Origin of the sequence: Achromobacter sp. SLBN-14, assembly GCF_006715415.1 — a bacterium.
In the GTDB taxonomy this organism is placed as follows: domain Bacteria; phylum Pseudomonadota; class Gammaproteobacteria; order Burkholderiales; family Burkholderiaceae_B; genus Achromobacter; species Achromobacter mucicolens.
On the sequence record NZ_VFNE01000001.1, the window covers coordinates 5,701,116 to 5,721,538 of the forward strand.

Consider the following 20,423-nt stretch of genomic DNA (forward strand, 5'->3'; position numbering starts at 1 on the left):
CAGCCAGGGCCGATGCGTCAAAACGGGGAAATCCGGCCCGGCCTGGCCTGGCCCGTCTGGAAAAAAAGCACCCCGGCACGCGCGAAGCGTGCCGGGGTGCGTTCAAGTGGAGCGTTACCCCACTTTGCGGCCAATGTGATGGCCTAGGACTTGCCGGCTCAGTTGGCCTGGGGCGCGGCAGGCGGCGGGGGCGGCGGGACGTCACCGGCAGCCGGCGGGGGCGGCGGCGTGCCGGGGCGGCCGTCCGCGCCGCGCATGCCGGGATGGCCCTTGCCGTCCGCGCGGCCTTCCATCTTGGCGTGGCGTTCGGCCATGCGCGCCTCGCGCTCCTTGACGATCTTGGTCACCTGGGCGCGCTGCGTGTCGTTCAGGCTATCCCAGACGGCGAGCCATTGGTCGCGAACCTGCTTGGCCTGGGGCTCGAACGCGTCGCGGCGCTTCTCCGACTGGTCGATGAGGGCGCGAGGATCGAGCTTGCCGCTGTCCAGTTGCGCCTTGAGCAAGTCGTGGCGCTTGCCGCCGGCGGCGCGCATGGCTTCGTGCAGGCTGCGCTGGCTGTCCTGGGCGGTCTTGAAAAGGGCCTCCTGCTTCGCGTCGAGTTTCAGCTCGGCAACCTGTGCCTTGGACACGGGGCCGAGTCCGGGGATGAGCAGGCCGTCGCGCATGCCCTTGTGGAAACTACCGCCGCGATGACCTTCGTGCATGGCGGCCGGACCACCATCAGCAGGCGGAGGCGGCGCAGCCATGGCGGAGCCAGCCGCGAAACCGCTGGACGCGGCGACGATTGCAAGGACGGCCAGATTGGAGCGGATAGCGAATCGGGACATGTAGGTCTCCTGGAAGTGAAGAAAGCGAGGCCATTGTGCGATCCCGCTGGTTTCATCCAGGTTTCGTTTGCGGCCGTCTTGTTTCAGTCGATTGCTTGCCCGCAGACGCGAGAACGGGGCCCTAGGAGGCCCCGTCCGCATGCTGTCCCATCCACGCAATGGGTCCCCGGCATCAGTGAGCAATTGGTGCGGTCAGCCCGCGTCCCACGCCGCCATGTATTCCTTCCAGTGCGGGGCGTCGCTGGCGCCAAGCGTGTCGCGCACCAGCGCTATTTCGGCCTCGTAGGCCGTGCGGTCCAGTTCGCCGCGCAGGAAGCGGAAGCGGCAGTAGACCAGCCACGTATTGACGACGTCGGTCTCGCAATATGCCCGCACTTCGTCGGCGCGGCCCGTGCTCCAGGCCTCCCACACCTTGCTGCCATCCATGCCCAGCTTGCCGGGAAAGCCGCACAGCTTGGCCAGCTCGTCGAGCGGCGCGTTGGCGCGGCCGTTGTACTTGGCCAGCACGTCCATCAGGTCGACGTGCCGCGTGTGGTAGCGGGAGATGTAGTTGTTGAACTTGAAGTCGCGGTCTTCTTCGCCCATGTCCCAGTAGCGCGGCGCGGGCACACCCTGGATCAGGCTGCGGTAATGCAGCACGGGCAGGTCGAAGCCCGAGCCGTTCCAGCTGACCAGGCGAGGCGTGTAGCGTTCGATGGTCTTGAAAAAACCCGCCAGCAGCGCCGCCTCGGGATCGTCCGGCTGGCCCAGCGTCTTGACGCGAAACCCCTGGTCGTCGCGGAACACGCAGCCCACCACCGCCACCTTGTGCAGGTGCAAGGGCAGGAAGTCATGACCCACGGCCTCACGCCGGGCCGTCAGCGCGCGCTCGACCACTTCCTGGTCGGGCACGTCGGCGCCCCAGCCGTTGAGCTTGCGCAGCCCGTCGGCATCGGGGATGGTTTCGAGGTCGAATACCAGGGTGGGCGTCATTTGGGCGGCAGGTATTGCATCGGGTCCACCGGCGTACCCTGGCGGCGGATCTCGAAGTGCAGGCGCGGCGAGGTGGTGTCGCTTTGGCCCAGCTCGGCGATCTTGGCGCCGCGCTTGACCGTCTGGCCGGTCTTCACGAGCAGCGAGCGGTTGTGCGCGTACGCCGTGATGAAGCCGTTCTGGTGTTCGACGATGATGAGGTTGCCCAGGCCGCGCACGCCGTTGCCGCTGTACTTGACCAGCCCATCGGCCGCGGCAGTGATCGGGTCGCCCAGCGCGCCGGCGATATCGATGCCCTTGCTGCTGCTGTTAAAGCCCTGCACGATCTGGCCGTTGGCCGGCCAGGCCCAGTTGATGACGCCCGCATCGGCCGCGCGCGGCGCCGGCTTGGTGTCCACGGGCGCCGGAGGCGCGGTGGGGGTGGCGTCGGGCGCGGGCGTGGTGGCCGCGGGTGTTTCGGGCTGGTCCAGCGGACGCGGCTGCGGGCGGGCGCCGGAGATCGGCGCGGTTTGCGCGCCACCGGTGGCGCCGCCGGACATGCGCAGCACCTGCCCCACCGAAATCTGGTTGGGATCGCTGATGTTGTTCCAGCGCTTGATGTTTTCGATGTCGACGTTGTTGGCGCGGGCGATCTTGTAGAGCGTGTCGCCCGGCTTGACCACATAGCTGCCGGACGTCGCCGTCGGCGCGGGTTGCCCGCCGGTCATGTCGACCACGGGGGCACGAGTACCTTTGGATGCGCAGCCGGCCAGGATGGCGAGGCTGAGGACCCCCACTGCAAAGAGCGGGCGGCGCAGGCGCGTCATGGACGCGCCCAAATTCATATCGGTCAGTTGCAACTGCCCGTTGAGCATACGTTTCTCCTGTTGCTCAAGATTGTATTCCGGACCGTAGCGGCACAAAGCGCACGGCCTCTAGTTCGGTTCGTTTCCAGCTTGCCGCGCCCGTGCGTTCGATCAGAACCAGGCGCTGGTTCGAGCCCCCTTCGGGAGCGATGAGACGGCCTCCCGGAGCAAGCTGCGTCAGCAGCGCTTGCGGGATGGCCAGACCTGCGGCAGCCACAACGATAGCATCGAACGGCGCCACGCCGGGCAGCCCCAAGGTGCCGTCGCCATAGATGAGGCGGATCCTTGTGGTGAGCCGCAAGGCGCGTAAATGCTCGCGCGCCAGCTCGTACAAACCGCGGATGCGTTCGATGGTGTGGACGTCGCGCACGAACTGCGCGAGCACTGCGGCCTGATACCCGCAACCGGCTCCGACCTCGAGCACACGGGTGGGCGCGCGGTCTTCGCAAGCAGCCGCGATCATACGCGCGACGACCCACGGCTGGGAAATGGTTTGCGAGTGGCCGATGGGCAAGGCCGCGTCTTCGTAGGCGCGGCTGGCAAGCGCCTCGTCAACGAACAGGTGGCGCGGCACGGCGGCCATGGCGTTCAGGACGCGCTCGTCCGTGATGCCTTGGGTGCGCAGACGCTGGACCATGGCCTGGCGCAACCGTTCGGAGTTCAGACCCAGATTGCTGCCCGCCTGCGGCAGAGGCGCCTGCGCTTGCCGGGGCAGCGTGGCGGCGGAAATTCGCGTGTTGCTGTTGGCCGGCGTGTAGCCCGGACCGAGCCGGCCGGCGTCATGGCGGGCCGGGCTGACGCGGCTGGCCGCGCCAGGGGTGAGGTCCGACTGGCTTATCCGTTTGCGCATAGCGGCTCCGCCCAGGTGCGGATCTCGTCAAGCTGGCTGTGCTGCGTCAGGTCCAGGCGCAAGGGCGTGACCGACACGATGCCCTGCTCGACGGCATGAAAGTCCGTGCCGGGCGTGGCGTCCGCGGCCAGGCCGACCGGCCCGATCCAATAGACCGTGTCGCCGTAGGGCGTGGTCGTGCGCACGACGGGCTGCGACGGATGCCGCTTGCCCAGCCGCGTGACCGCAAAGCCGTGCATGTCTTCGAAGCGGCGGTTGGGGATGTTGACGTTGAGCAGCACCGGCGCCGCGAGGGGCTGGGCCAGATGGCGCTCGACCACCAGGCGGGCTGCGCGCGCGGCCGATTCGATGTGCTCCCAGCCTTTTTCCGCCAGCGAGAACGCGATGGCGGGAATGCCGAACAGATAGCCTTCGCTGGCCGCGGCGACGGTGCCCGAATAGAGGGTGTCGTCGCCCATGTTGGCGCCGTTGTTGATGCCCGACACGACGAGGTCGGGACGCGCGTCCATGAGACCCGTCAGCGCGACGTGGACGCAATCGGACGGCGTGCCGTTGACCGCGATGAAGCCGTTGGAGGTGGTGCGCACCGACAGCGGCCGGTTCAGCGTGAGCGAGTTGGAGGCGCCGCTGTGGTTGGTCTCGGGGGCGACGACGGTCAAATCGCCCAGCCCTTCCAGCGCCGCCACCAGCGCCTCTAGGCCGGGGGCCGAATAGCCATCATCGTTCGAAACCAGAATTCGCATTGTGCATCCGAAAGAAAATAAAACGCGGGTGACGCTGCGGATTGTACCCGCGGTAGAATCCGCAGCCATTACTACAACAACGGACTCCCTTTCCATGGCGATAACCGAACCTTCCCTGGCGTTTACCATTGCGCTCGTCGTGCTGGCCTACCTGATCGGCTCCGTGCCGTTCGCCGTGGTCGTCAGCAAGCTCATGGGCCTTCAGGATCCGCGCAGCTACGGGTCCAAGAACCCCGGCGCCACCAACGTGCTGCGCACCGGCAACAAGACCGCCGCCGCGCTGACGCTGCTGGGGGACGCCGCCAAGGGATGGTTTGCGATCTGGCTGGCTGAAAAGCTGGCGCCGGGCATCGGTCCCGTCGCCCTGGCCTGCGTGGCGCTGGCCGCCTTCGTCGGTCACCTGTATCCCGTGTTCCTGGGGTTCAAGGGCGGCAAGGGCGTGGCCACCGCGCTGGGCGTGCTGGTGGCGATCCAGCCCTGGCTGGCCGTGGCTACCGCCGCGACCTGGCTGATCGTCGCCATTTTCTTCCGGTATTCGTCGCTGGCGTCGCTGGTCGCCGCGTTTTTTGCCCCGGTGTACTACGTGTTCGGGTCGGGCCTGGCCTGGCAGGCGCAGCCCGCGCTGGGCGTGGCCCTGGCGGTTATCGGCATACTGCTGTTCTACCGCCATCGCGCCAACATCGCCCGCCTGATCCAGGGGACCGAAAGCCGCATTGGCAGCAAGAAGAAATAATTTCCCGAACGGGTATTGATAGAACGGGCGGCCTTGGCCGCCCGTTTCATTTCAGGCGATATCAGCCAGATCCCAGCGGGGCTTGACCGTGAAGCTGTGCGCGCTGGCGTCCAGCGTCGCCAATCCCGCCTTGACCCGCTCGGCCGCCGCGAAGGCGATCATCGCGCCGTTGTCGGTGCACAGTTCCAGGGGCGGAAAGTACGCGCGCGCCTTGAGCGGCTTGAGCGCGGCATCCAGTTTGGCGCGCAGGAGCTGGTTGGCCCCCACGCCGCCGGCCACCACCAGCCGCCGCAGGCCGGTCTGCTTCAAGGCGCGGATGGACTTGGCCGCCAGCACTTCCACGATGGCCGCCTGCGTGGCCGCGGCCAGGTCCGCGCGGGTCTGATCGTCCAGGCCGCCGTTCTGTTCGGCCGCCTTCACGCGGGTCAGAACGGCCGTTTTCAGACCGCTGAAACTGAAATCCAGGTCGCCGCTGTGCAGCATGGGCCGCGGCAGGTCAAAGCGCGACGCATCGCCGCTGGCGGCCAGCCGGGACAGCGCCGGTCCGCCCGGATAGCCCAGGCCCATCAGCTTGGCGGATTTGTCGAAGGCCTCGCCCGCGGCGTCGTCCAGCGTTTCGCCCAGGAGTTCGTAGCGCCCCACCCCGTCCACCCGCATGAGCTGGGTATGCCCGCCGGACACCAGCAAGGCGATGAAGGGGAATTCGGGCCGGGGATCGGCCAGCATCGGCGACAGCAGATGGCCTTCGAGGTGATGGATGCCGATGGCCGGCAGGCCGCGGGACCAGGCGAACGCCTGCGCCACGCTCGCGCCGACCAGCAAGGCGCCAGCCAGGCCGGGGCCGGCCGTATAGGCCACCGCCCCGACATCGGACATCTGAATGCCCGCCTCTTCCAGCACCTGGCGGGTCAACGGAATGACGCGCCGGATATGGTCGCGCGAGGCAAGTTCCGGCACCACGCCCCCGTATTCCTGGTGCATGGCGATCTGGGTGTGCAGCGCGTGCGCGAGCAGGCCGCGTTCCGTACAGACGGCTGCGACGCCGGTTTCGTCGCAGGAGCTTTCAAAGCCGAGAATGATCATGGCGGCAGAGTTTACAACTGATGCGAAAATACGCCTGTTCTTGAATGGGACGGGGCATGTGCCTCCGCCCGACACAACCCGAAAATCCTGCAAAAACCCTGGGGACTCGAATGCTGGAGAAGCTATTCAAGCTGCGTGAGCACGGCACGACCGCAAGAACGGAAGTCGTTGCCGGCCTGACGACATTCCTGACGATGTCGTACATCATCTTCGTCAATCCGGACATCCTGTCCTCGACCGGCATGGACCGCGACGCCGTGTTCGTCGCCACGTGCCTGGCCGCCGCGCTGGGGTCGCTGGTGATGGCGTTCATTGCCAACTGGCCGATCGGCATGGCGCCCGGCATGGGCCTGAACGCGTTTTTCGCCTTCACCGTGGTCAAGACCATGGGATACACCTGGGAGCAGGCGCTGGGCGCCGTGTTCATCTCGGGTGTCATCTTCCTTTTCCTGACGATATCCGGCATCCGGGTCTGGCTGGTCAAGGGCATCCCGCATTCGCTACGCAGCGCGATTGCCGCCGGCATCGGGTTGTTCCTGGCCATTATCGCGCTATCGAGCGCCGGGATCGTGGTCGCGCATCCGGCCACCAAGGTCACCCTGGGCAACCTCACGACGCACGGCCCGCTCTTTGCCATCCTGGGCTTTTTCGTGATCGCATCCCTGGACGCGCTGCGCGTGCGCGGCGCCATCCTGATTGGCATCATCGTCGTCACCGTGCTGTCGATGGTGCTGGGCTACAACGAGTTCAAGGGCATCTTCTCGGCGCCGCCCAGCCTGTCGCCCACGCTTTTCAAGCTGGACATCATGGGCGCCCTGCACTCCGGGTTCGTGCACGTGATCCTGGTGTTCGTGCTGGTCGAGGTGTTCGATGCGACCGGCACGCTGGTGGGCGTGGCCAAGCGCGCGGGACTGGTGCCCGAAGACCGGCCCAACCGCCTGGGCCGCGCGCTGTTCGCGGACAGCACGGCCATCGTTGCCGGCTCGATGCTGGGCACCAGCAGCACCACGGCGTATGTCGAGAGCGCGTCCGGCGTGCAGGCCGGCGGCCGCACCGGCATGACCGCGCTGATCGTGGGCCTGCTGTTCCTGGCCGCGCTGTTCATTTCGCCGCTGGCGGGCGCCGTGCCGGCTTACGCCACCGCCCCCGCCCTGCTTTACGTCGCCGGGCTGATGATGCGCGAGCTCATCGACATCGACTGGAACGACGTCTGCGAGGCCACGCCAGCCGCGCTGACCGCGCTGGTCATGCCGTTCACGTATTCCATCGCCAACGGCATCGCCTTCGGTTTCATCAGCTACGTGGTGCTCAAGACCGCCACGGGCAAAATGCGCGACGTGCACCCGGCCACGTGGCTCGTGGCCGTGCTGTTCGTGATCCGCTACGCGTTCTTCCCGGAATAAGCAAAGTGGCTTGGCAAGGTGCCAGACACCCTGGCGGCGCCTTGCCAACCTGGCGGTCACGTCTGGCAGGGTGTCAGACACCTTGGGCAGGTGTCTGACACCCCCTGAACCGCCGTCACGCGCTTACGGCCATCTCGCACGGGGTGTCTGACACCTCATTGTGCAGTCCACACCGCCAATTCGTAGCCGTCCAGGTCTGTGAAATGGAAGCGGCTGCCGCCCGGAAAAGTGAATTCGTCGCGGCTGATGCGCCCGCCCGCGGTCAGAATGCGCTGCTGGATCGCGGCCAGGTCGTCGCCGTACAGGATGACAAGCGGACCGCCGGGGCGCACCGCTTCGCCGGTCGTGAAGCCGCCCGTCAGACGGCCATCGGAAAACTCGGTGTAGGTGGGACCGTAATCCGTGAAGGTCCAGCCGAAGACGTCGCCATAAAAGCGCTTGCTCCGGGCAATGTCCGCGACGTTGAACTCGATGTTGTCGATCTGGTTGTTCTTGCCTCTTGCGCCCATCCGAGCCTCCTGTGTCCGTGTGGCATGCGACCCAAAACGCGGCCGAAAAGCCGCGTTTTTTCTTTGGCTATTGTAGGGATCGGAAAATTCAATCAACCCGGCCAAGGGCATGGTTGCTGGCAGGCGCCGTTGAATTCGCCGATACACTCCCCATGTAGATCAGCATATGGAGTTCATTTTGCGCCCTTCCCCCTTCCCCGCGCTGCACGCCTGTATTGACCTGGTAAAGGCGCCCGCATGAGCGCCCTGGCGAACGTCCCCTTTTCCGTGCTGGACCTGGCCCCGATTGTGCAGGGCCGCGATGCCGCGGACGCCTTCCGCAATACGGTTGCGCTGGCGCAGCATGTCGAGCAGTTGGGCTACAACCGCTTCTGGCTTGCCGAGCACCACAACATCAACGGCGTGGCCAGCAGCGCCACGGCCGTCCTGATCGGACACGTGGCCGGCCACACCCGCACGCTGCGCGTCGGTTCGGGCGGCGTCATGCTGCCCAACCACGCGCCGCTGATCATCGCCGAGCAATTCGGCACGCTTGAAACCCTGTACCCCGGCCGCATCGATCTGGGCCTGGGCCGCGCGCCGGGCAGCGATGGCGCCACGCAGCAGGCGCTGCGCCGCAGCCCGCGCAGCGGCCTGGAGTTTCCCGCGCTGGTCGAGGAACTGCGCGCATACCTTGCGCCGTCGCGGCCCGGCCAGCCCGTGCGTGCGATTCCCGGCGAAGGCCTGGACATCCCGATCTGGTTGCTTGGCTCTAGCGACTTCAGCGCGCGCATGGCGGCCGAGTTGGGCCTGCCCTTCTCGTTCGCGGGCCATTTCTCGCCGGAAGGCATGGCCGCGATGCGCTTGTACCGTCACTTGTTCAAGCCTTCCGAGACGCTGTCGCGCCCTTACGCCATGATCGGCGTGCCGGTCATTGCCGCGGAATCCGACGAAGCTGCCCGCTTCCAATCCACCACGCAGCAATTGAAGTTCCTGTCGCTGGTGCGCGGCCATCGTCTGCAGTTGCAGCCGCCCGTCGAAACCATGGACGGCTTGTGGAACGAATGGGAGCGTGAAGCGGTCAATCAAAGATTGGGCGCTGCGATCGTGGGCGGCCCGGACACCGTCAAGCGCAAACTCGAAGCGCTGGTCGCGGAAACGCAAGCCGACGAGGTCATGATCGTGTCCGACTTCTACGACATCGCAGACCGCCTGCGCTCTTTCGAGATCGTCGCGTCCTTGAAAAACGGCGCGGGCGTCTCGACTCAATCCGCGGCCTGAGGGCCGCAAACCGCGCTTTGCACAGCGCCAACCATTGCGACGCAGCCTTCACCGGTTCTACTATTGCCTAACAAGCACCTGGCAACTACGCGTCGCCGCAATACGCCGGGACGGAAACCGGCGTTTTCAGCCACTGCTTTTCGCCGCCCCGCGGCAAGGATTCCACATGAGTATTGTTGAACTCACCAAAGACAGCTTCCAGGAAGCCATCACGCCCGACGGCACCCTGATCGTCGATTTCTGGGCGCCCTGGTGCGGCCCGTGCCGCGGCTTTGCCCCGGTCTTCGAACAGGCTGCCACCGAGCATCCGGACGTCACGTTCGCCAAGGTGAACACCGATGTGGAGCAGGAACTGGCCGGCGCGCTGGGCATCCGCTCGATTCCCACGCTGATGGTTTTCCGCGAAAAGGTTCTGCTGTTCTCGCAACCGGGCGCCTTGTCCGGCGGCCAGCTCAATGAGCTGCTCGCCAAGATCAAGGAAGTGGACATGGAAAAGGTCCACCAAGAAATCGCCGCGGCGCAAGACAGCCAGGACGCGTAAACACCAAGGGGCCCTCACCGGGCCCCTTCCTTTTGCACTAGGTCAGTGCAGCCCCACCGTTGCGCAAGCCGTGGCGCATCCCGGCCTGCGCCCACGCGCGCGGCCGGGCTAGGACACCACTTCCCACCCGGACCGGCCGCGCGTGATGTTGGCCGCGGTGACTTCCAGGTCCGGCACGGCCGCGCGCGGCACCGTGAACGTGAGCACGACGCCATCGGCGTTGTAGTCTTCCTGCCCGATGGCGGCGCCTGCCTGCGCCAGCCGCGATTTCAGCAGCGCCATTTCCGCAAAGCCGCAGGCGCAGCGCACGGTCGCAAGATCGACGATTTCGGTGCGCTCTCCCAACCGCAGGCAATTGGCCGCGCATCCGCCGTATGCCCGCACCAGTCCACCCGCACCGAGCTTGATTCCGCCATACCAGCGGACCACCAGCACCGCGACGCGGTCCATGTCCTGGCCTTCGATGGCCTGCAGGATCGGCCGGCCGGCCGTGCCGCCGGGCTCGCCATCGTCATTGAAGCGGTATTCCTGTCCGATGCGGTACGCCCAGCAGTTGTGCGTGGCCTCGGGATCGCTATGCTCGGCAAAGAAGCGCATGGCGTCGTCGATCGTGGCGACCGGCGCGGCATACGCGGCAAAGCGGCTTTTCTTGATGTCTTCCTGGTAGGTGCAGGGAGCGGTCAACGTGTGCGTCATGCCCGGCATTGTAAGTGCGCGGATCGCGTGTCCGCATGCCCGGGCGGCGTGGCCGCGCGCAGTGGCCATGAGGCCGCATCAGCCGTGGCAGTCGGGGACTTCCTGATCCAGATAGACGTCGAAGGCGACGTCGCGCGCCCATTTCGTGGTCATGGCCTTCCACGCGCCGGCGCGGTCCCAGGCGCGCATCTCCTGGCCGAGCCAGGCGCGCGAGGCTTCGTCCCGCGCAGGCACAAGCCACACGCGCTCCTGGCGGGCGCCATCCGCGGCCAGTGTCGAGGAAAACTTCTTCCATTCCGGAAAACGCATGAGGGGCTCCCACACGGCGTCGTCGACCAGGCCGATGTCGCACTCGCCTTCGCGCACGGCAACGAGCGCGTCCGACGGCACGCGATAGGTCTTGACGGCCGCGCCCCAGCTTTGCGCCAGGGCTTTGGCCTGCGTGGCCGCCTCGGCCATGCACACGCTGCGGCCCTGCACGTCGGCGGGCTTGCGCAGCCGCGTGTCGCTGCGGATCACCGCCTTGGGCCGCGCAGCATAGCCGGTGGCTTGCACCGCGACGGCCTGCGGCTGTCCGTCGGCATTGTCGGCCAGCACCAGATCCACTTCGCCGGCGGCGAGCGCCCGGGCGGCGTCGCGCGCCGGCACCTGCACCAGACGCACGGGCAGTTTCAGGCTTGCGCCCAGCCTTTCGGTGATGGCCGCATCCAGCCCTTCCGGCGTGCGGATCTTGGCGCCCGCGACGGGCGGCGCAGCCAGGTACGGCACGCCCACGACCAGTTCGCCGCGCGTGCTGGCCGCCGCGAAGACATTGGACTGCACCGCGGGCTGAGCTTGCGCCAAGCCCGCGGCCAGAAGGCCGGCGGCAAGGACGAATGGGCGGATGCAGGACAACATGACGGGCTTTGCGACCTTAGACGTACTGGTAACGCAGCAGGCGATGCTTGAGGTTTTCAAGCACGAACTGGTCGATCAGGGCGGCCAGCACGGCGATGACGAGGATGTTGGTCATGACCCCGGTCATGTCGGCGATTTCGCCCGAATACGCCAGCGACCGGCCCAGCCCCTTGCCGAAGCCGATCAGCATTTCAGCCGAGATCAGCGCCCGCCAGGCATTGCCGAACGCCAGTTGCGCGCCGGTGATGAGCTCGGGCATGACCGCGGGCAGATACACCCGCTTGATCAGCCCCCAGCGGGTCGCGCCCATGACGCGCGCCGCCGAGACGTGCACGCGCTGAACGGATTCGGTCGCGTTCATCACGCTGAGCGCGGCCGGGAAAAACGCCGCCAGCGCCACGACCACGATGATGGGCGTATTGCCAAAGCCCATCACGATGAGAAACAGCGGCACCCACGCGATGGACGGAATCGACTGCAGGATGACGATGGCGCTGCGCAGCACTTCGCGAAAGAAGAACAGCACGGCTGCCACGAGGCCGAAGCCGACACCAGCGGCCAGGGCCAGCCCGTAACCTGCGCCCAGGCGTCCCAGCGTGCCCAGGAGGCTTTGGTGGAACGACTGCTTGCCCAGGTCTTCGAACAGACGTTCGACCACGGCGGGCACGCCGGGCATCAGGAAGTCAGGCAGCGCGAAGGCCGCCAATTGCCAGATGGCCAGAATGAACAGGACGCCCAAAACGCCCGCAAGATGCTTGCGGGCGCCGGTCACTCGGGTAGACGCGCTCAAAGCTTGCGAGCCTCTTGCCAGGACAGGTCGACGATGCTGGAGACGTCGTACGGCTTGCCGTCGCGCGTCTTGAGCGATCCCTGGGCTTGCAGGATGTCAGCGATTTCCTGCATGCGCGCCGTGTCTTTCTCGGTCAGCTTGGGCGTGAACACCTGCGTGCTGATGGCCTCGGAAATGACCGTTTCGCGCGGCAGCTCGCCACGGTTCAGCGTCTTGAGCGTGGGCTCGGCAATGAAGTAGGACGCGATCAGCTTGGAAGCCTGCGCGGGTTCCTTCTGCAGCAGCGTGATGGCCTGATTCTGCGCGTCCAGCGCCTTCCAGACGTCGTCCTTGCGCTTGGCCAGCGTTTCGCCCGACGTGATCACGACCATGCACGGGAACGGCCACGCCTCGCCCACTTCATAGATCTGCTTGACCGGCGCGATCAGCTGCGCGATGCGGTCGTAGGGTTCGAACAGGAAGGCGGCGTCCACGCGCTTGCCCACCAGCGACTGCACGGCCACGGCCGGGCTCACGCCCATGACGTTGACGTCGTCGGCCGTCAGGTTGCCTGACTTGAGCACGACGCCCTTGAGCACCACGTCAGCGGTGCTGCCTTCGGCCTGCGAGGCCAGCGTCTTGCCCTTCAGGCCGGCGATGTCCTTGATGCCCGAATCGTCGCGCACGATCAGCGAGTGATAGCCCTGCTGCGCGCCGCCCACCACCTTCAGGTCAGCTCCCTTGGAGGCCCAGGCGACCGCGTTGGTAAAGCCCAGCACGCCGATGTCGAGCTGGCCGCCAACGATGGCCTTGATGAGGTCGGTGCCCGATTTGAATTCGATGAGTTCGGAATCCAGGCCGGCCTTTTTGTAATAGCCGCCCTCTTGCGCGACGATGGCCTGCGCGTCATCCATCACGCGCAGGTAACCTACGCGGAACTTCTCGGCGGCCATCGCGGGGGCAGCCGCCAGCAGCGCCGCGGCCAGCGGCAGGGACAACCATTGCTTCAGTTTCATCAGGAGCTCCAGGAAATTCAGGAAGCGGCCGCGCCCGGGCGTGGCCGCAGGATATGGGTATGAAGGATCAAGCCGCCAGCGCGATGTCCGAGTGCGCGTCCGCGCCACCGACCCCGATGCCCAAGAGGCGCAGGATCTCGCGCTTTTCAGCGGCCAGGTCGGACAGGTCGTGCGTCTTGGCGCGATGCGCCAGGTTGAATTCGCGCAGCACCCGCGCCGGGCGCGGGCTGAAGACGACGATGCGGTCGGCCAGGAACAAGGCCTCGTCGACATCGTGGGTCACCAGCAGCACGGTGGGCTTTTCCTGCGCGATAAGCTGGCGCAGCACGTCCTGCAGAGCCAGGCGGGTGAGCGCGTCCAGCGCGCCGAAGGGTTCGTCCATCAGCATGGTCTGCGGTTGCGCGATGAACGCGCGGGCCAGCGCGGCGCGCTGGCGCATGCCGCCGGACACCTGATGGGGATAGTAGTGTTCGAAGCCCGCCAGGCTGACGCGCGCCAGCCATTCGCGCGCCGCCTCGCGGGCGCGCTTCTTGGGCGTGTTCTGGAATTCCAGCGCCAGCGCCACGTTGTCTTCCAGGGTCAGCCAGGGATACAGGGCGTGTTCCTGGAACACCAGCGTGCGGCTGGGATGGGGACCGGCGACCTTGGTGCCGTCGGCCAACACGCTGCCCTGCGTGGGCATTTCAAGCCCTGCCGCCAGATGCAGCAAGGTGGACTTGCCGCAACCGGACGGGCCAACCAGCGCGACCAGCTCGCCGGTCTTGAATTCACTGGTAAAGCCGTCGACGACGGGCAAGTCGCCGAACTGCTTGTGGACGTTGTCGAAAATAAGGTTCATGGACGAATCGTCAGGGCGCGAGAAAACGAGCCTCAAATCTAACAATTCGTTATATGAATCCAAACGATCAATATCGAATGTCTTAACTTCTTCCAGTAATAAAGATCACGCTGACGAGGCCGTCGCCTGTCCACGCGTGGCGGCCCGCTGCAATCCGAACGCAATCAGCAAGCCCATCGTGACCGACAGGGAGGCCGCCAGGAAGATCGCCGGATAGCCGAATCCGCTGGAGATGTAGCCGGCGATGGGACCGGTCACGCCCAAGGCAAGATCCAGGAAGGCCGAATAGGCGCCCAGCGCGGCGCCGCGGCTGCCGGCCGGGACGCGCGCCACGGCCTCGACGCCGATGGCCGGAAACACCAGCGCAAAGCCGCTACCGGTAAGCGCGGCGCCCAGCAGCGCCATGCCTGGGTTGGGCGCCAGCCACAGCAACAACAGTCCGGCGGCCTCCACCACGAATGACACCTGCGCGACCCGGAAGCCGCCAAAACGGGTGATCGTGCCGGCAAACAGCAGTCGCACGCCGATGAAGGCGCCGCCGAACGCGCTGAGCGCATTCGCGGCGCCCTCCCAGGAGGCGCTGGCGTAGTACAGCGCGACGAATGCCGCCAACGTGCCAAAGCCCACCGACCCCAGTCCCAGCGCCATGCCGTGCGGAAACACCCGCAGCACCACGCTCTTGAAGGCCATCCGGTGGCCGCCCACGATGGCGACGGCGGGCCGCAGCATCGCCAGGCCCAGACCCGCCAGCCCCAGCAGCAGCACGGCACCGCCCAGCGCGCCCATGCTCCAGTACTTTTCAAGCTGCACGCCTAGCGGCGCGCCGAGCGCCAGCGCGCCATAAGTGGCGATGCCATTCCACGAAATGACGCGTGCCGTGTGCAGCGGCCCTACCCGCGCAATGGCCCAGGTGGCCGAACCGGTGCCGACCCAGCTCTCGCCGAAGCCCAGCGCCAGACGGCTCAGGATGATGGCCGCCAGACTCAGCCAGGCGGTGCGCTCGAAGGCATAAGCCAGCAGCAGGAAGACGCCACTGATCGCGCAGGCAGCCATGCCGATGACGACGGTCTGCTTGGGGCCGACCATGTCGGCCATCCGGCCGGCGTGCGAGCGGCTGAGCAAGGTCGCCACGTACTGCACGCTGATCGCCAGGCCCGCCAGCACCGAGCCATAGCCCAGGTTGCCGTGCACGTAGCCCGGCAGCACGGCCAGCGGCAGGCCGATGGCCAGGTAGCAGATGAAGGTGAAGAAGGCGATGGCTACGATGCGGGCCGTCAGGGTGAACGTGCCGATCTGCGCGCCATCGGGCGCGGCATGCTGAGAGGGAGACATTTGGGGACAAAGGCAGGCCTGGCCGGACAGGCGCCAGGATCGGGGCGGATGATAGCGCAGCGCGGTTTGCGGCCGGCTGAATGCGCGCGCCGCGCGGCGGACCGCAGGCCAGAGGGCAGGCGGGCTCAAATGCAGAAGCGGCGCACGAGTCCGTGCGCCGCTTCAGGCGAACCGTCCGGGAATCAGGCCTCGATGCCGCGAGAGGACAGGTAGTCTTCGTAGCCGCCGCGGTAATCGACGATCTCGCCCGAAGGCAGGATTTCGATCACGCGCGTGGCCAGGCCCGACACGAATTCGCGGTCATGCGACACGAACACCAGCGTGCCTTCGTACTTTTCCAGCGCGAACTGCAGCGATTCGATCGATTCCATGTCCAGGTGGTTGGTCGGCTCGTCGAGCAGCATGACGTTGTGCCGGCCAAGCATCAGGCGGCCGAAGGTCATGCGGTTCTTTTCGCCGCCGGACAGCACCTTGGGCGCCTTGGGCAGGTCATCCGCCGAGAACAGCAGGCGGCCCAGCACCGAACGGATCGACTGGTCGTCGTCGCCCGGCTGGCGGTGGTCGCCCATCCAGTCCAGCAGGTTGATGTCGGTCTGCAGGAACTGGTCGGAAACGTCCTGGGCCATGTAGCCGAGGTCGGCATTGTCCGACCATTTGACCGTGCCCGAATCGGGCTGCAGGTCCTGCGCCAGCAGGCGCAGCAGCGTGGTCTTGCCCACGCCGTTGGCACCGATGATCGCGATCTTCTCGCCGGCGTCGACCATGGCCGAGAACTTGGTGATGACCGGCGCGTCGTAGGCCTTGGTCAGGTTTTCGACGGTGACGGCCAGGCGGTGCATGACCTTGTTCTGCTCGAAGCGGATGTACGGATTCTGGCGCGACGAGGGCTTGACCACGACCTGGTCGGCCTTGATGCGGTCGATCTGCTTCAGGCGCGACGTGGCCTGGCGCGACTTGGACTTGTTGGCCGCAAAGCGGCGCACGAAGTCCTGCAATTCAGCGACGCGTTCCTTGGCCTTGGCGTTGTTGGCGACCAGGCGTTCGCGGGCCTGGGTGGAAGCCAGCATGTAGTCGTCGTAGTTGCCGGCGTAGATGCGGATTTCACCGTAGTCCACGTCGGCCATGTGCGTGCACACCTGGTTCAGGAAGTGACGATCGTGGCTGATGATGATCATCGTGCTCTGGTAGCCGTTGAGCACGTTTTCCAGCCAGCGGATCGTGTTGATGTCCAGGTTGTTGGTGGGTTCGTCCAGCAGCAGGACGTCGGGGTTCGAGAACAGCGCCTGCGCCAGCAGCACGCGCAGCTTCCAGCCCGGCGCCACTTCGCGCATCGGCAGGTTGTGCTGGTCGACGGCGATTTCCAGGCCCAGCAGCAGTTCGCCTGCGCGGGCTTCGGCGGTGTAGCCGTCGTACTCGGCAAACTTGGCTTCCAGGTCGGCGGCGCGCATGTAGTCGTCTTCGGTCGCCTCCGGATTCGCGTAGATCGCGTCGCGCTCGGACATGGCCTGCCACATTTCGGTGTGGCCCATCATCACCACATCAAGCACGCGCACGTCTTCGAAGGCGAACTGGTCCTGGCGCAGCTTGCCCAGGCGCACGCCCGGCTCAAGCGCGACGTTGCCGCCGGAGGGTTCGAGATCGCCGCCGATGATCTTCATGAACGTAGACTTGCCGGACCCATTGGCCCCGATCAGCCCGTACCGGTTGCCTTCCCCGAACTTGACGCTGACGTTCTCGAAAAGGGGCTTGGGACCGAACTGGATGGTGAGATTGGCGGTGGATATCACGGTGTATGTACGTTTGAAGGCGCCCGAAGGCGCATGCGGGAAAACCTGCTAGTGTAGCAAACGTGGTGCGGCCCCTATTTGGGACCTCGATTGCGATCGACGCCGGCCGCCGGAGCGCCGGCCGCCGGATCGCCGGCCGCCGGATCGCGCTTTAGTGATGGTGTTCGTCCAGCACCAGGTGCGCCAGGCCCTTCTCGGTGGCGATCCCGACCTTCTGGCCGATCGGCAGGGTGGCTTTGGTATCGACATGGCCGTACGGCAGGCCGGTAATCACCGGCACCTTGACCGTCCTGCGCAGCCAGGCCACGACCTCGTGCAGATCGTACCCCTTGTCGTGCGGGGCCAGCTTGTATTCCGTAAAACGTCCCAGCACGATCGCCTTCTGGCGCGCCAGGATGCCGGCCTGCCACAGCTGGATCAGCATGCGTTCGACACGGTACGGATGCTCGGCAACGTCTTCAAGGAACAGGATGCCGCCCCGGATCTTCGGCATGTAGGGCGTGCCCAGCAGCGAGGTCAGCATGGCCAGGTTGCCGCCCCACAGGATGCCGCGCGCGTCCACCGGGTCGGCGTCCTGTGTTTCGAAGCTGAGGATCTCAAGTTCGCCGCGCATCACCTCGCCGAACAGCGCCTCGGTCAGGTCGTCAACCTTCTTGCCGCCAAAGTCCCGGACCGCGGTGGCGCCGGTATAGCTGACCGCGCCGGTCTGCGCCAGCAGGCCCAGGTTGAACGCCGTGAAATCGCTCATGCCGACAAAACGCTTGCCGCTGTCGGCCATCGCCTTCCAGTCGATGGCGTGCAGCAGCCGACCCAGGCCGTAGCCGCCGCGGGTCACCATGACGATCGGCAGCTTCTGCTTGGCCGCGCGCGTCAGGCTGGCCAGCCGCTGCGCGTCGGTGCCGGCAAACCGCTGATGTTCGGCCAGCGCCGTGCGGTCCAGCGCCGTCTTGAAGCCCTGCTGCGCCAGCCGTTCGCGCGCCAGCGTCACGGTGGCGGGATCGCGCACGGCGGACGACGGGGAAATCAGGTAGATGCCGCGGGCGTCCGGCTGCGGGCCGTGACGGTGGTCGTGGTCGTGATCATGGCCGCATGCGTCGCCGCAGTCCGGGCCGTGATCGTGCGGATGATCGTGGGCCGCGGGGACATCGGCCTTTGCGCGGCGCGCCTTGGTGGCGGGCTTGGCGGCAGGCTTGGCGGCTTTGGGGGTACTCATGCGATGGATTCCTTGGCGCGGCGTTCGCGGAAGAACCGGCGCAGCAGATCGCCGCAGGGTTCGGCCAGCACGCCGCCGGTGACTGAAGTGTGATGATTGAGCTTGGGCACGGACCCGACGTCCAGCACGCTGCCGCAGGCGCCGGTCTTGGGATCGTAGGCGCCGAACACGACACGGGCCAGGCGCGCGTGCAGCATGGCGCCGATGCACATGACGCAGGGCTCGAGCGTGACGTAGACGGTGATGCCGGGCAGCCGGTAGTTTTCAAGCTGCCGCGCGGCGCCGCGCAAGGCGACGATCTCGGCGTGCGCAGTCGGGTCGTGGTCGATGATGGTGCGGTTGTACCCGCGCCCCAGGATGTCGCCCTGGGCAGAGACGACCAGCGCGCCCACCGGCACCTCGCCGATGTCGTACGCCGCCTGGGCCTGTTCCAGGGCCAGGGTCATGAATCGGGCGTCCTGCTCGGTCCAGGGCGGGACCACGGCGGGCGCGGCCAGCACGGCCGGGTCAGCCACGGTACACCCGCGACTTCAGCGCAATGCGGCCGGCCAGGCTAGTGACAGCTTCCTCGAGCCACTGATAGAGCTCGGCCTGCTCGTCATAGCGGGCCTGATTGAGGTTGGACACGCGCCCTTCCTCGATGAAGCCCCAGGCGCGGCTGCGCTTGTCGCGGTGCTTGGGATCCCAGACCCCAAAAGCGAAGCCGCCGGCGCGGCGGATCAGCGAAAAGCACGGGATGTCCGTGTAGCCATCGCCCACGAAGACCATCTGGTCGAACGGGATGCGCAGCCTGTCCTCGGGAATCTTGCGGTTGACCTCGAACGGCTTGTTGCGGAAATCGCGGCCGATGATGCCCTTCTGGATATGGAAAAGGTAGCGGGTTTTGTCGGTGAAACTGACGATGCGCCGCGGGAACGCAATGCCGCCGTCGTCGCCATAGACGAATTCCGAGGCCCAGATCTCGGTGAACTCATGCGCGATGGGCGTGGCGCGCACCACGTCGCCGATGCCGCTGGAAATCAGGTAGAACTCAAGCTGCACCTGTGGGTGCTCGGCGCGCACCGCCGCGCGCAGCCGCTGAAACAGCGTGGATACGCCGTCGTGCAGATCGAGGCGCGCGCCCCAGTCGTTCAGGCGCTGCTGCGTGATGAGCCCGTGCCGTCCCTGGCGGGACAGTTCGATCATCTTGTAGAGATAGGCGGGGACGGGATCCCAGTCCTGCTGGAACAGCAAGGGATCGACCTCTTCGTTCCAGAACGAGGCCGTGTCCACGCCGATGCTGTCCAGAAAGCCGGACGTGCTGTCCGAAGCCAGCGTGTCGTCGAAGTCGAAAATCAGGGCGATGACGTCGGACATGAATATGCGTGAGAAAAGGCGACAGCCGCCATTTTGCCTGATTGCGGCAGCGGCTGCGCCCTCACGCCATGCCCGATTTGACGCCGGCGACTTACTGGCGGATCGGTGCGCTCATGGTTCCCGTGCCCGGCGCGGGGGCCATGCCGGGGGCCGGCGCCATGCCCGGGGCGGGAGCCATTCCGGGTGCGGGTGCCATGCCAGGGGCCGGGGCCATGCCCGGGGCGGTGCCGGCGGGCACTTGAATCACGGTTTCGCGCAGCACGCCGCCGCCCTGAACGCTACCGCGCACATTGCTGGGCGAGGTCATCTGGGTGACGCAACTCTGGCGCTGGGCTTCCGGCAAGCGGCTGCAGCGGGCCAGCATGTTCTGCTGAAGTTGTTCAGGGCTGTCGTCCCGCAGATTCTGGCGGTTGCGCTCCTGGCGCGCCGCGCCGGCTTCGCGCAGGCAGGTGTCCAGCGGTTGGCCGGTCGTGCCGCTCTTGCAAGCCGCGACGTCCTGCTGGTAGCGCGACTGCGACGAGTCGGCGTTGCCGGATTGCGCGTGCGCGGCGCCGGCGGCAAGCATCAGTCCGGTCGTGCACAGCATGGCGGCGAGGCGCTTCGTAGGCAGGGAAACAGAAGTCATGGTCAGCTCCTTTAGAAGAGATTGAACCCGGGCGGCCCGGTCTTGCGCCGTGCCGCCCACTGACATCACTATCCCATGACCTGGCGATGGGGGACATAACCAGCGACGTGAATTCGTAAGGTTACGTT

22 protein-coding genes are annotated in these 20,423 nt (G+C 66.4%); 4 read left to right on the plus strand and 18 right to left on the minus strand.

The genetic code is table 11. The annotated features are described in order from the left end of the window. Positions 1-158 precede the first annotated feature (158 nt). From FBY20_RS26115 to surE, 5 genes are all read right to left on the minus strand, one after another. Positions 159-827 (minus strand): hypothetical protein, encoded by a 669-nt coding sequence (locus tag FBY20_RS26115; protein ID WP_142055433.1) that lies wholly within the window; start codon positions 825-827, stop codon positions 159-161. Between the two features lie 192 nt (positions 828-1,019). Next, complete coding sequence (locus FBY20_RS26120; RefSeq protein ID WP_056317371.1) at positions 1,020-1,799, minus strand: 3'-5' exonuclease; 780 nt, start codon at positions 1,797-1,799, stop codon at positions 1,020-1,022. After that, on the minus strand, positions 1,796-2,653 hold the full coding sequence (locus tag FBY20_RS26125; RefSeq protein WP_142055435.1) for a peptidoglycan DD-metalloendopeptidase family protein: 858 nt from the start codon (positions 2,651-2,653) through the stop codon (positions 1,796-1,798). Before FBY20_RS26125 ends, FBY20_RS26120 begins: the two co-directional genes overlap by 4 nt. Before the next feature lie 16 nt (positions 2,654-2,669). Beyond that, entirely contained in the window at positions 2,670-3,494 is an 825-nt protein-coding gene (locus FBY20_RS26130) for a protein-L-isoaspartate(D-aspartate) O-methyltransferase (protein ID WP_174245453.1), read from the minus strand. Continuing rightward, positions 3,479-4,237, minus strand: a complete 759-nt coding sequence (gene surE / locus FBY20_RS26135; protein ID WP_142055437.1) for a 5'/3'-nucleotidase SurE — start codon at positions 4,235-4,237, stop codon at positions 3,479-3,481. The genes FBY20_RS26130 and surE overlap by 16 nt, the downstream gene beginning before the upstream one ends. Positions 4,238-4,331: 94 nt before the next feature. Between surE and plsY the strand changes: the two genes are divergently transcribed. Then, complete coding sequence (plsY, locus tag FBY20_RS26140; RefSeq protein WP_142055439.1) at positions 4,332-4,970, plus strand: glycerol-3-phosphate 1-O-acyltransferase PlsY; 639 nt, start codon at positions 4,332-4,334, stop codon at positions 4,968-4,970. 51 nt (positions 4,971-5,021) lie between these two features. Here plsY and tsaD read toward each other — a convergent pair whose 3' ends face one another. Continuing rightward, complete coding sequence (gene tsaD / locus FBY20_RS26145) at positions 5,022-6,053, minus strand: tRNA (adenosine(37)-N6)-threonylcarbamoyltransferase complex transferase subunit TsaD (protein ID WP_056317357.1); 1,032 nt, start codon at positions 6,051-6,053, stop codon at positions 5,022-5,024. A gap of 110 nt (positions 6,054-6,163) precedes the next feature. Here tsaD and FBY20_RS26150 point away from each other — a divergent pair, with 110 nt between their 5' ends. After that, on the plus strand, positions 6,164-7,456 hold the full coding sequence (locus FBY20_RS26150; protein ID WP_056317354.1) for an NCS2 family permease: 1,293 nt from the start codon (positions 6,164-6,166) through the stop codon (positions 7,454-7,456). A 155-nt stretch (positions 7,457-7,611) separates the two neighbouring features. Here FBY20_RS26150 and FBY20_RS26155 read toward each other — a convergent pair whose 3' ends face one another. Beyond that, positions 7,612-7,965 (minus strand): VOC family protein, encoded by a 354-nt coding sequence (locus FBY20_RS26155; protein ID WP_056317352.1) that lies wholly within the window; start codon positions 7,963-7,965, stop codon positions 7,612-7,614. 237 nt (positions 7,966-8,202) lie between these two features. Between FBY20_RS26155 and FBY20_RS26160 the strand changes: the two genes are divergently transcribed. Together FBY20_RS26160 and FBY20_RS26165 are read left to right on the plus strand one after the other, a co-directional pair. Next, positions 8,203-9,225, plus strand: coding sequence for an LLM class flavin-dependent oxidoreductase (locus FBY20_RS26160; protein WP_142055441.1), 1,023 nt, complete (start codon positions 8,203-8,205; stop codon positions 9,223-9,225). Between the two features lie 166 nt (positions 9,226-9,391). Then, positions 9,392-9,766, plus strand: a complete 375-nt coding sequence (locus FBY20_RS26165) for a co-chaperone YbbN (protein ID WP_006388150.1) — start codon at positions 9,392-9,394, stop codon at positions 9,764-9,766. A 108-nt stretch (positions 9,767-9,874) separates the two neighbouring features. Here the strand turns inward: FBY20_RS26165 and FBY20_RS26170 are convergent, their stop codons facing one another. The 11 genes from FBY20_RS26170 to FBY20_RS27740 all read right to left on the minus strand — a co-directional run bounded on the left by FBY20_RS26170 (position 9,875) and on the right by FBY20_RS27740 (position 20,295). Next, positions 9,875-10,462: a YigZ family protein gene (locus FBY20_RS26170; protein ID WP_056318721.1), complete on the minus strand. Its 588-nt coding sequence runs from the start codon at positions 10,460-10,462 to the stop codon at positions 9,875-9,877. A 78-nt stretch (positions 10,463-10,540) separates the two neighbouring features. Continuing rightward, the gene (locus tag FBY20_RS26175; protein WP_142055443.1) at positions 10,541-11,359 is read right to left on the minus strand and encodes a transporter substrate-binding domain-containing protein; all 819 of its coding nucleotides are present in this window, start codon (positions 11,357-11,359) and stop codon (positions 10,541-10,543) included. Positions 11,360-11,375: 16 nt separating this feature from the next. Next, positions 11,376-12,149, minus strand: coding sequence for an ABC transporter permease (locus tag FBY20_RS26180; RefSeq protein ID WP_056317341.1), 774 nt, complete (start codon positions 12,147-12,149; stop codon positions 11,376-11,378). Next, positions 12,146-13,144: an ABC transporter substrate-binding protein gene (locus FBY20_RS26185; RefSeq protein ID WP_056317339.1), complete on the minus strand. Its 999-nt coding sequence runs from the start codon at positions 13,142-13,144 to the stop codon at positions 12,146-12,148. Before FBY20_RS26185 ends, FBY20_RS26180 begins: the two co-directional genes overlap by 4 nt. A gap of 67 nt (positions 13,145-13,211) precedes the next feature. Further along, positions 13,212-13,982: an ABC transporter ATP-binding protein gene (locus tag FBY20_RS26190; protein ID WP_062841186.1), complete on the minus strand. Its 771-nt coding sequence runs from the start codon at positions 13,980-13,982 to the stop codon at positions 13,212-13,214. Between the two features lie 105 nt (positions 13,983-14,087). Beyond that, positions 14,088-15,314, minus strand: coding sequence for an MFS transporter (locus FBY20_RS26195; RefSeq protein WP_056317333.1), 1,227 nt, complete (start codon positions 15,312-15,314; stop codon positions 14,088-14,090). A 182-nt stretch (positions 15,315-15,496) separates the two neighbouring features. Beyond that, positions 15,497-17,101 carry an ABC-F family ATPase gene (locus FBY20_RS26200; RefSeq protein WP_056318719.1) on the minus strand — a complete coding sequence of 535 codons (1,605 nt, stop codon included), beginning with the start codon at positions 17,099-17,101 and terminating at the stop codon, positions 15,497-15,499. Positions 17,102-17,252: 151 nt separating this feature from the next. Beyond that, a complete protein-coding gene (locus FBY20_RS26205; protein WP_142055445.1) occupies positions 17,253-18,314 on the minus strand; it encodes an LD-carboxypeptidase in 1,062 nt (353 codons plus the stop codon). Then, positions 18,311-18,814 carry a tRNA adenosine(34) deaminase TadA gene (tadA, locus tag FBY20_RS26210; RefSeq protein WP_128829497.1) on the minus strand — a complete coding sequence of 168 codons (504 nt, stop codon included), beginning with the start codon at positions 18,812-18,814 and terminating at the stop codon, positions 18,311-18,313. The genes FBY20_RS26205 and tadA overlap by 4 nt, the downstream gene beginning before the upstream one ends. A gap of 7 nt (positions 18,815-18,821) precedes the next feature. Further along, on the minus strand, positions 18,822-19,670 hold the full coding sequence (locus FBY20_RS26215) for an HAD family hydrolase (protein WP_142055447.1): 849 nt from the start codon (positions 19,668-19,670) through the stop codon (positions 18,822-18,824). Positions 19,671-19,761: 91 nt separating this feature from the next. Next, positions 19,762-20,295: a hypothetical protein gene (locus tag FBY20_RS27740; protein ID WP_152384333.1), complete on the minus strand. Its 534-nt coding sequence runs from the start codon at positions 20,293-20,295 to the stop codon at positions 19,762-19,764. Positions 20,296-20,423 lie beyond the last annotated feature (128 nt).

Excerpts from the sequence above, each read along its gene's own strand:
- FBY20_RS26130 (WP_174245453.1), bottom strand. The coding sequence starts at position 3,494 with ATGCGCAAACGGATAAGCCAGTCGGACCTCACCCCTGGCGCGGCCAGC.
- FBY20_RS26150 (WP_056317354.1), top strand. The coding sequence starts at position 6,164 with ATGCTGGAGAAGCTATTCAAGCTGCGTGAGCACGGCACGACCGCAAGA.
- FBY20_RS26170 (WP_056318721.1), bottom strand. The coding sequence starts at position 10,462 with ATGACGCACACGTTGACCGCTCCCTGCACCTACCAGGAAGACATCAAG.
- FBY20_RS26215 (WP_142055447.1), bottom strand. The coding sequence starts at position 19,670 with ATGTCCGACGTCATCGCCCTGATTTTCGACTTCGACGACACGCTGGCT.
- FBY20_RS26155 (WP_056317352.1), bottom strand. The coding sequence starts at position 7,965 with ATGGGCGCAAGAGGCAAGAACAACCAGATCGACAACATCGAGTTCAAC.
- FBY20_RS26195 (WP_056317333.1), bottom strand. The coding sequence starts at position 15,314 with ATGTCTCCCTCTCAGCATGCCGCGCCCGATGGCGCGCAGATCGGCACG.
- FBY20_RS26185 (WP_056317339.1), bottom strand. The coding sequence starts at position 13,144 with ATGAAACTGAAGCAATGGTTGTCCCTGCCGCTGGCCGCGGCGCTGCTG.
- FBY20_RS27740 (WP_152384333.1), bottom strand. The coding sequence starts at position 20,295 with ATGACTTCTGTTTCCCTGCCTACGAAGCGCCTCGCCGCCATGCTGTGC.
- FBY20_RS26190 (WP_062841186.1), bottom strand. The coding sequence starts at position 13,982 with ATGAACCTTATTTTCGACAACGTCCACAAGCAGTTCGGCGACTTGCCC.
- FBY20_RS26120 (WP_056317371.1), bottom strand. The coding sequence starts at position 1,799 with ATGACGCCCACCCTGGTATTCGACCTCGAAACCATCCCCGATGCCGAC.
- tsaD (WP_056317357.1), bottom strand. The coding sequence starts at position 6,053 with ATGATCATTCTCGGCTTTGAAAGCTCCTGCGACGAAACCGGCGTCGCA.
- FBY20_RS26160 (WP_142055441.1), top strand. The coding sequence starts at position 8,203 with ATGAGCGCCCTGGCGAACGTCCCCTTTTCCGTGCTGGACCTGGCCCCG.
- plsY (WP_142055439.1), top strand. The coding sequence starts at position 4,332 with ATGGCGATAACCGAACCTTCCCTGGCGTTTACCATTGCGCTCGTCGTG.
- surE (WP_142055437.1), bottom strand. The coding sequence starts at position 4,237 with ATGCGAATTCTGGTTTCGAACGATGATGGCTATTCGGCCCCCGGCCTA.
- FBY20_RS26165 (WP_006388150.1), top strand. The coding sequence starts at position 9,392 with ATGAGTATTGTTGAACTCACCAAAGACAGCTTCCAGGAAGCCATCACG.
- FBY20_RS26205 (WP_142055445.1), bottom strand. The coding sequence starts at position 18,314 with ATGAGTACCCCCAAAGCCGCCAAGCCTGCCGCCAAGCCCGCCACCAAG.
- FBY20_RS26115 (WP_142055433.1), bottom strand. The coding sequence starts at position 827 with ATGTCCCGATTCGCTATCCGCTCCAATCTGGCCGTCCTTGCAATCGTC.
- FBY20_RS26175 (WP_142055443.1), bottom strand. The coding sequence starts at position 11,359 with ATGTTGTCCTGCATCCGCCCATTCGTCCTTGCCGCCGGCCTTCTGGCC.
- FBY20_RS26125 (WP_142055435.1), bottom strand. The coding sequence starts at position 2,653 with ATGCTCAACGGGCAGTTGCAACTGACCGATATGAATTTGGGCGCGTCC.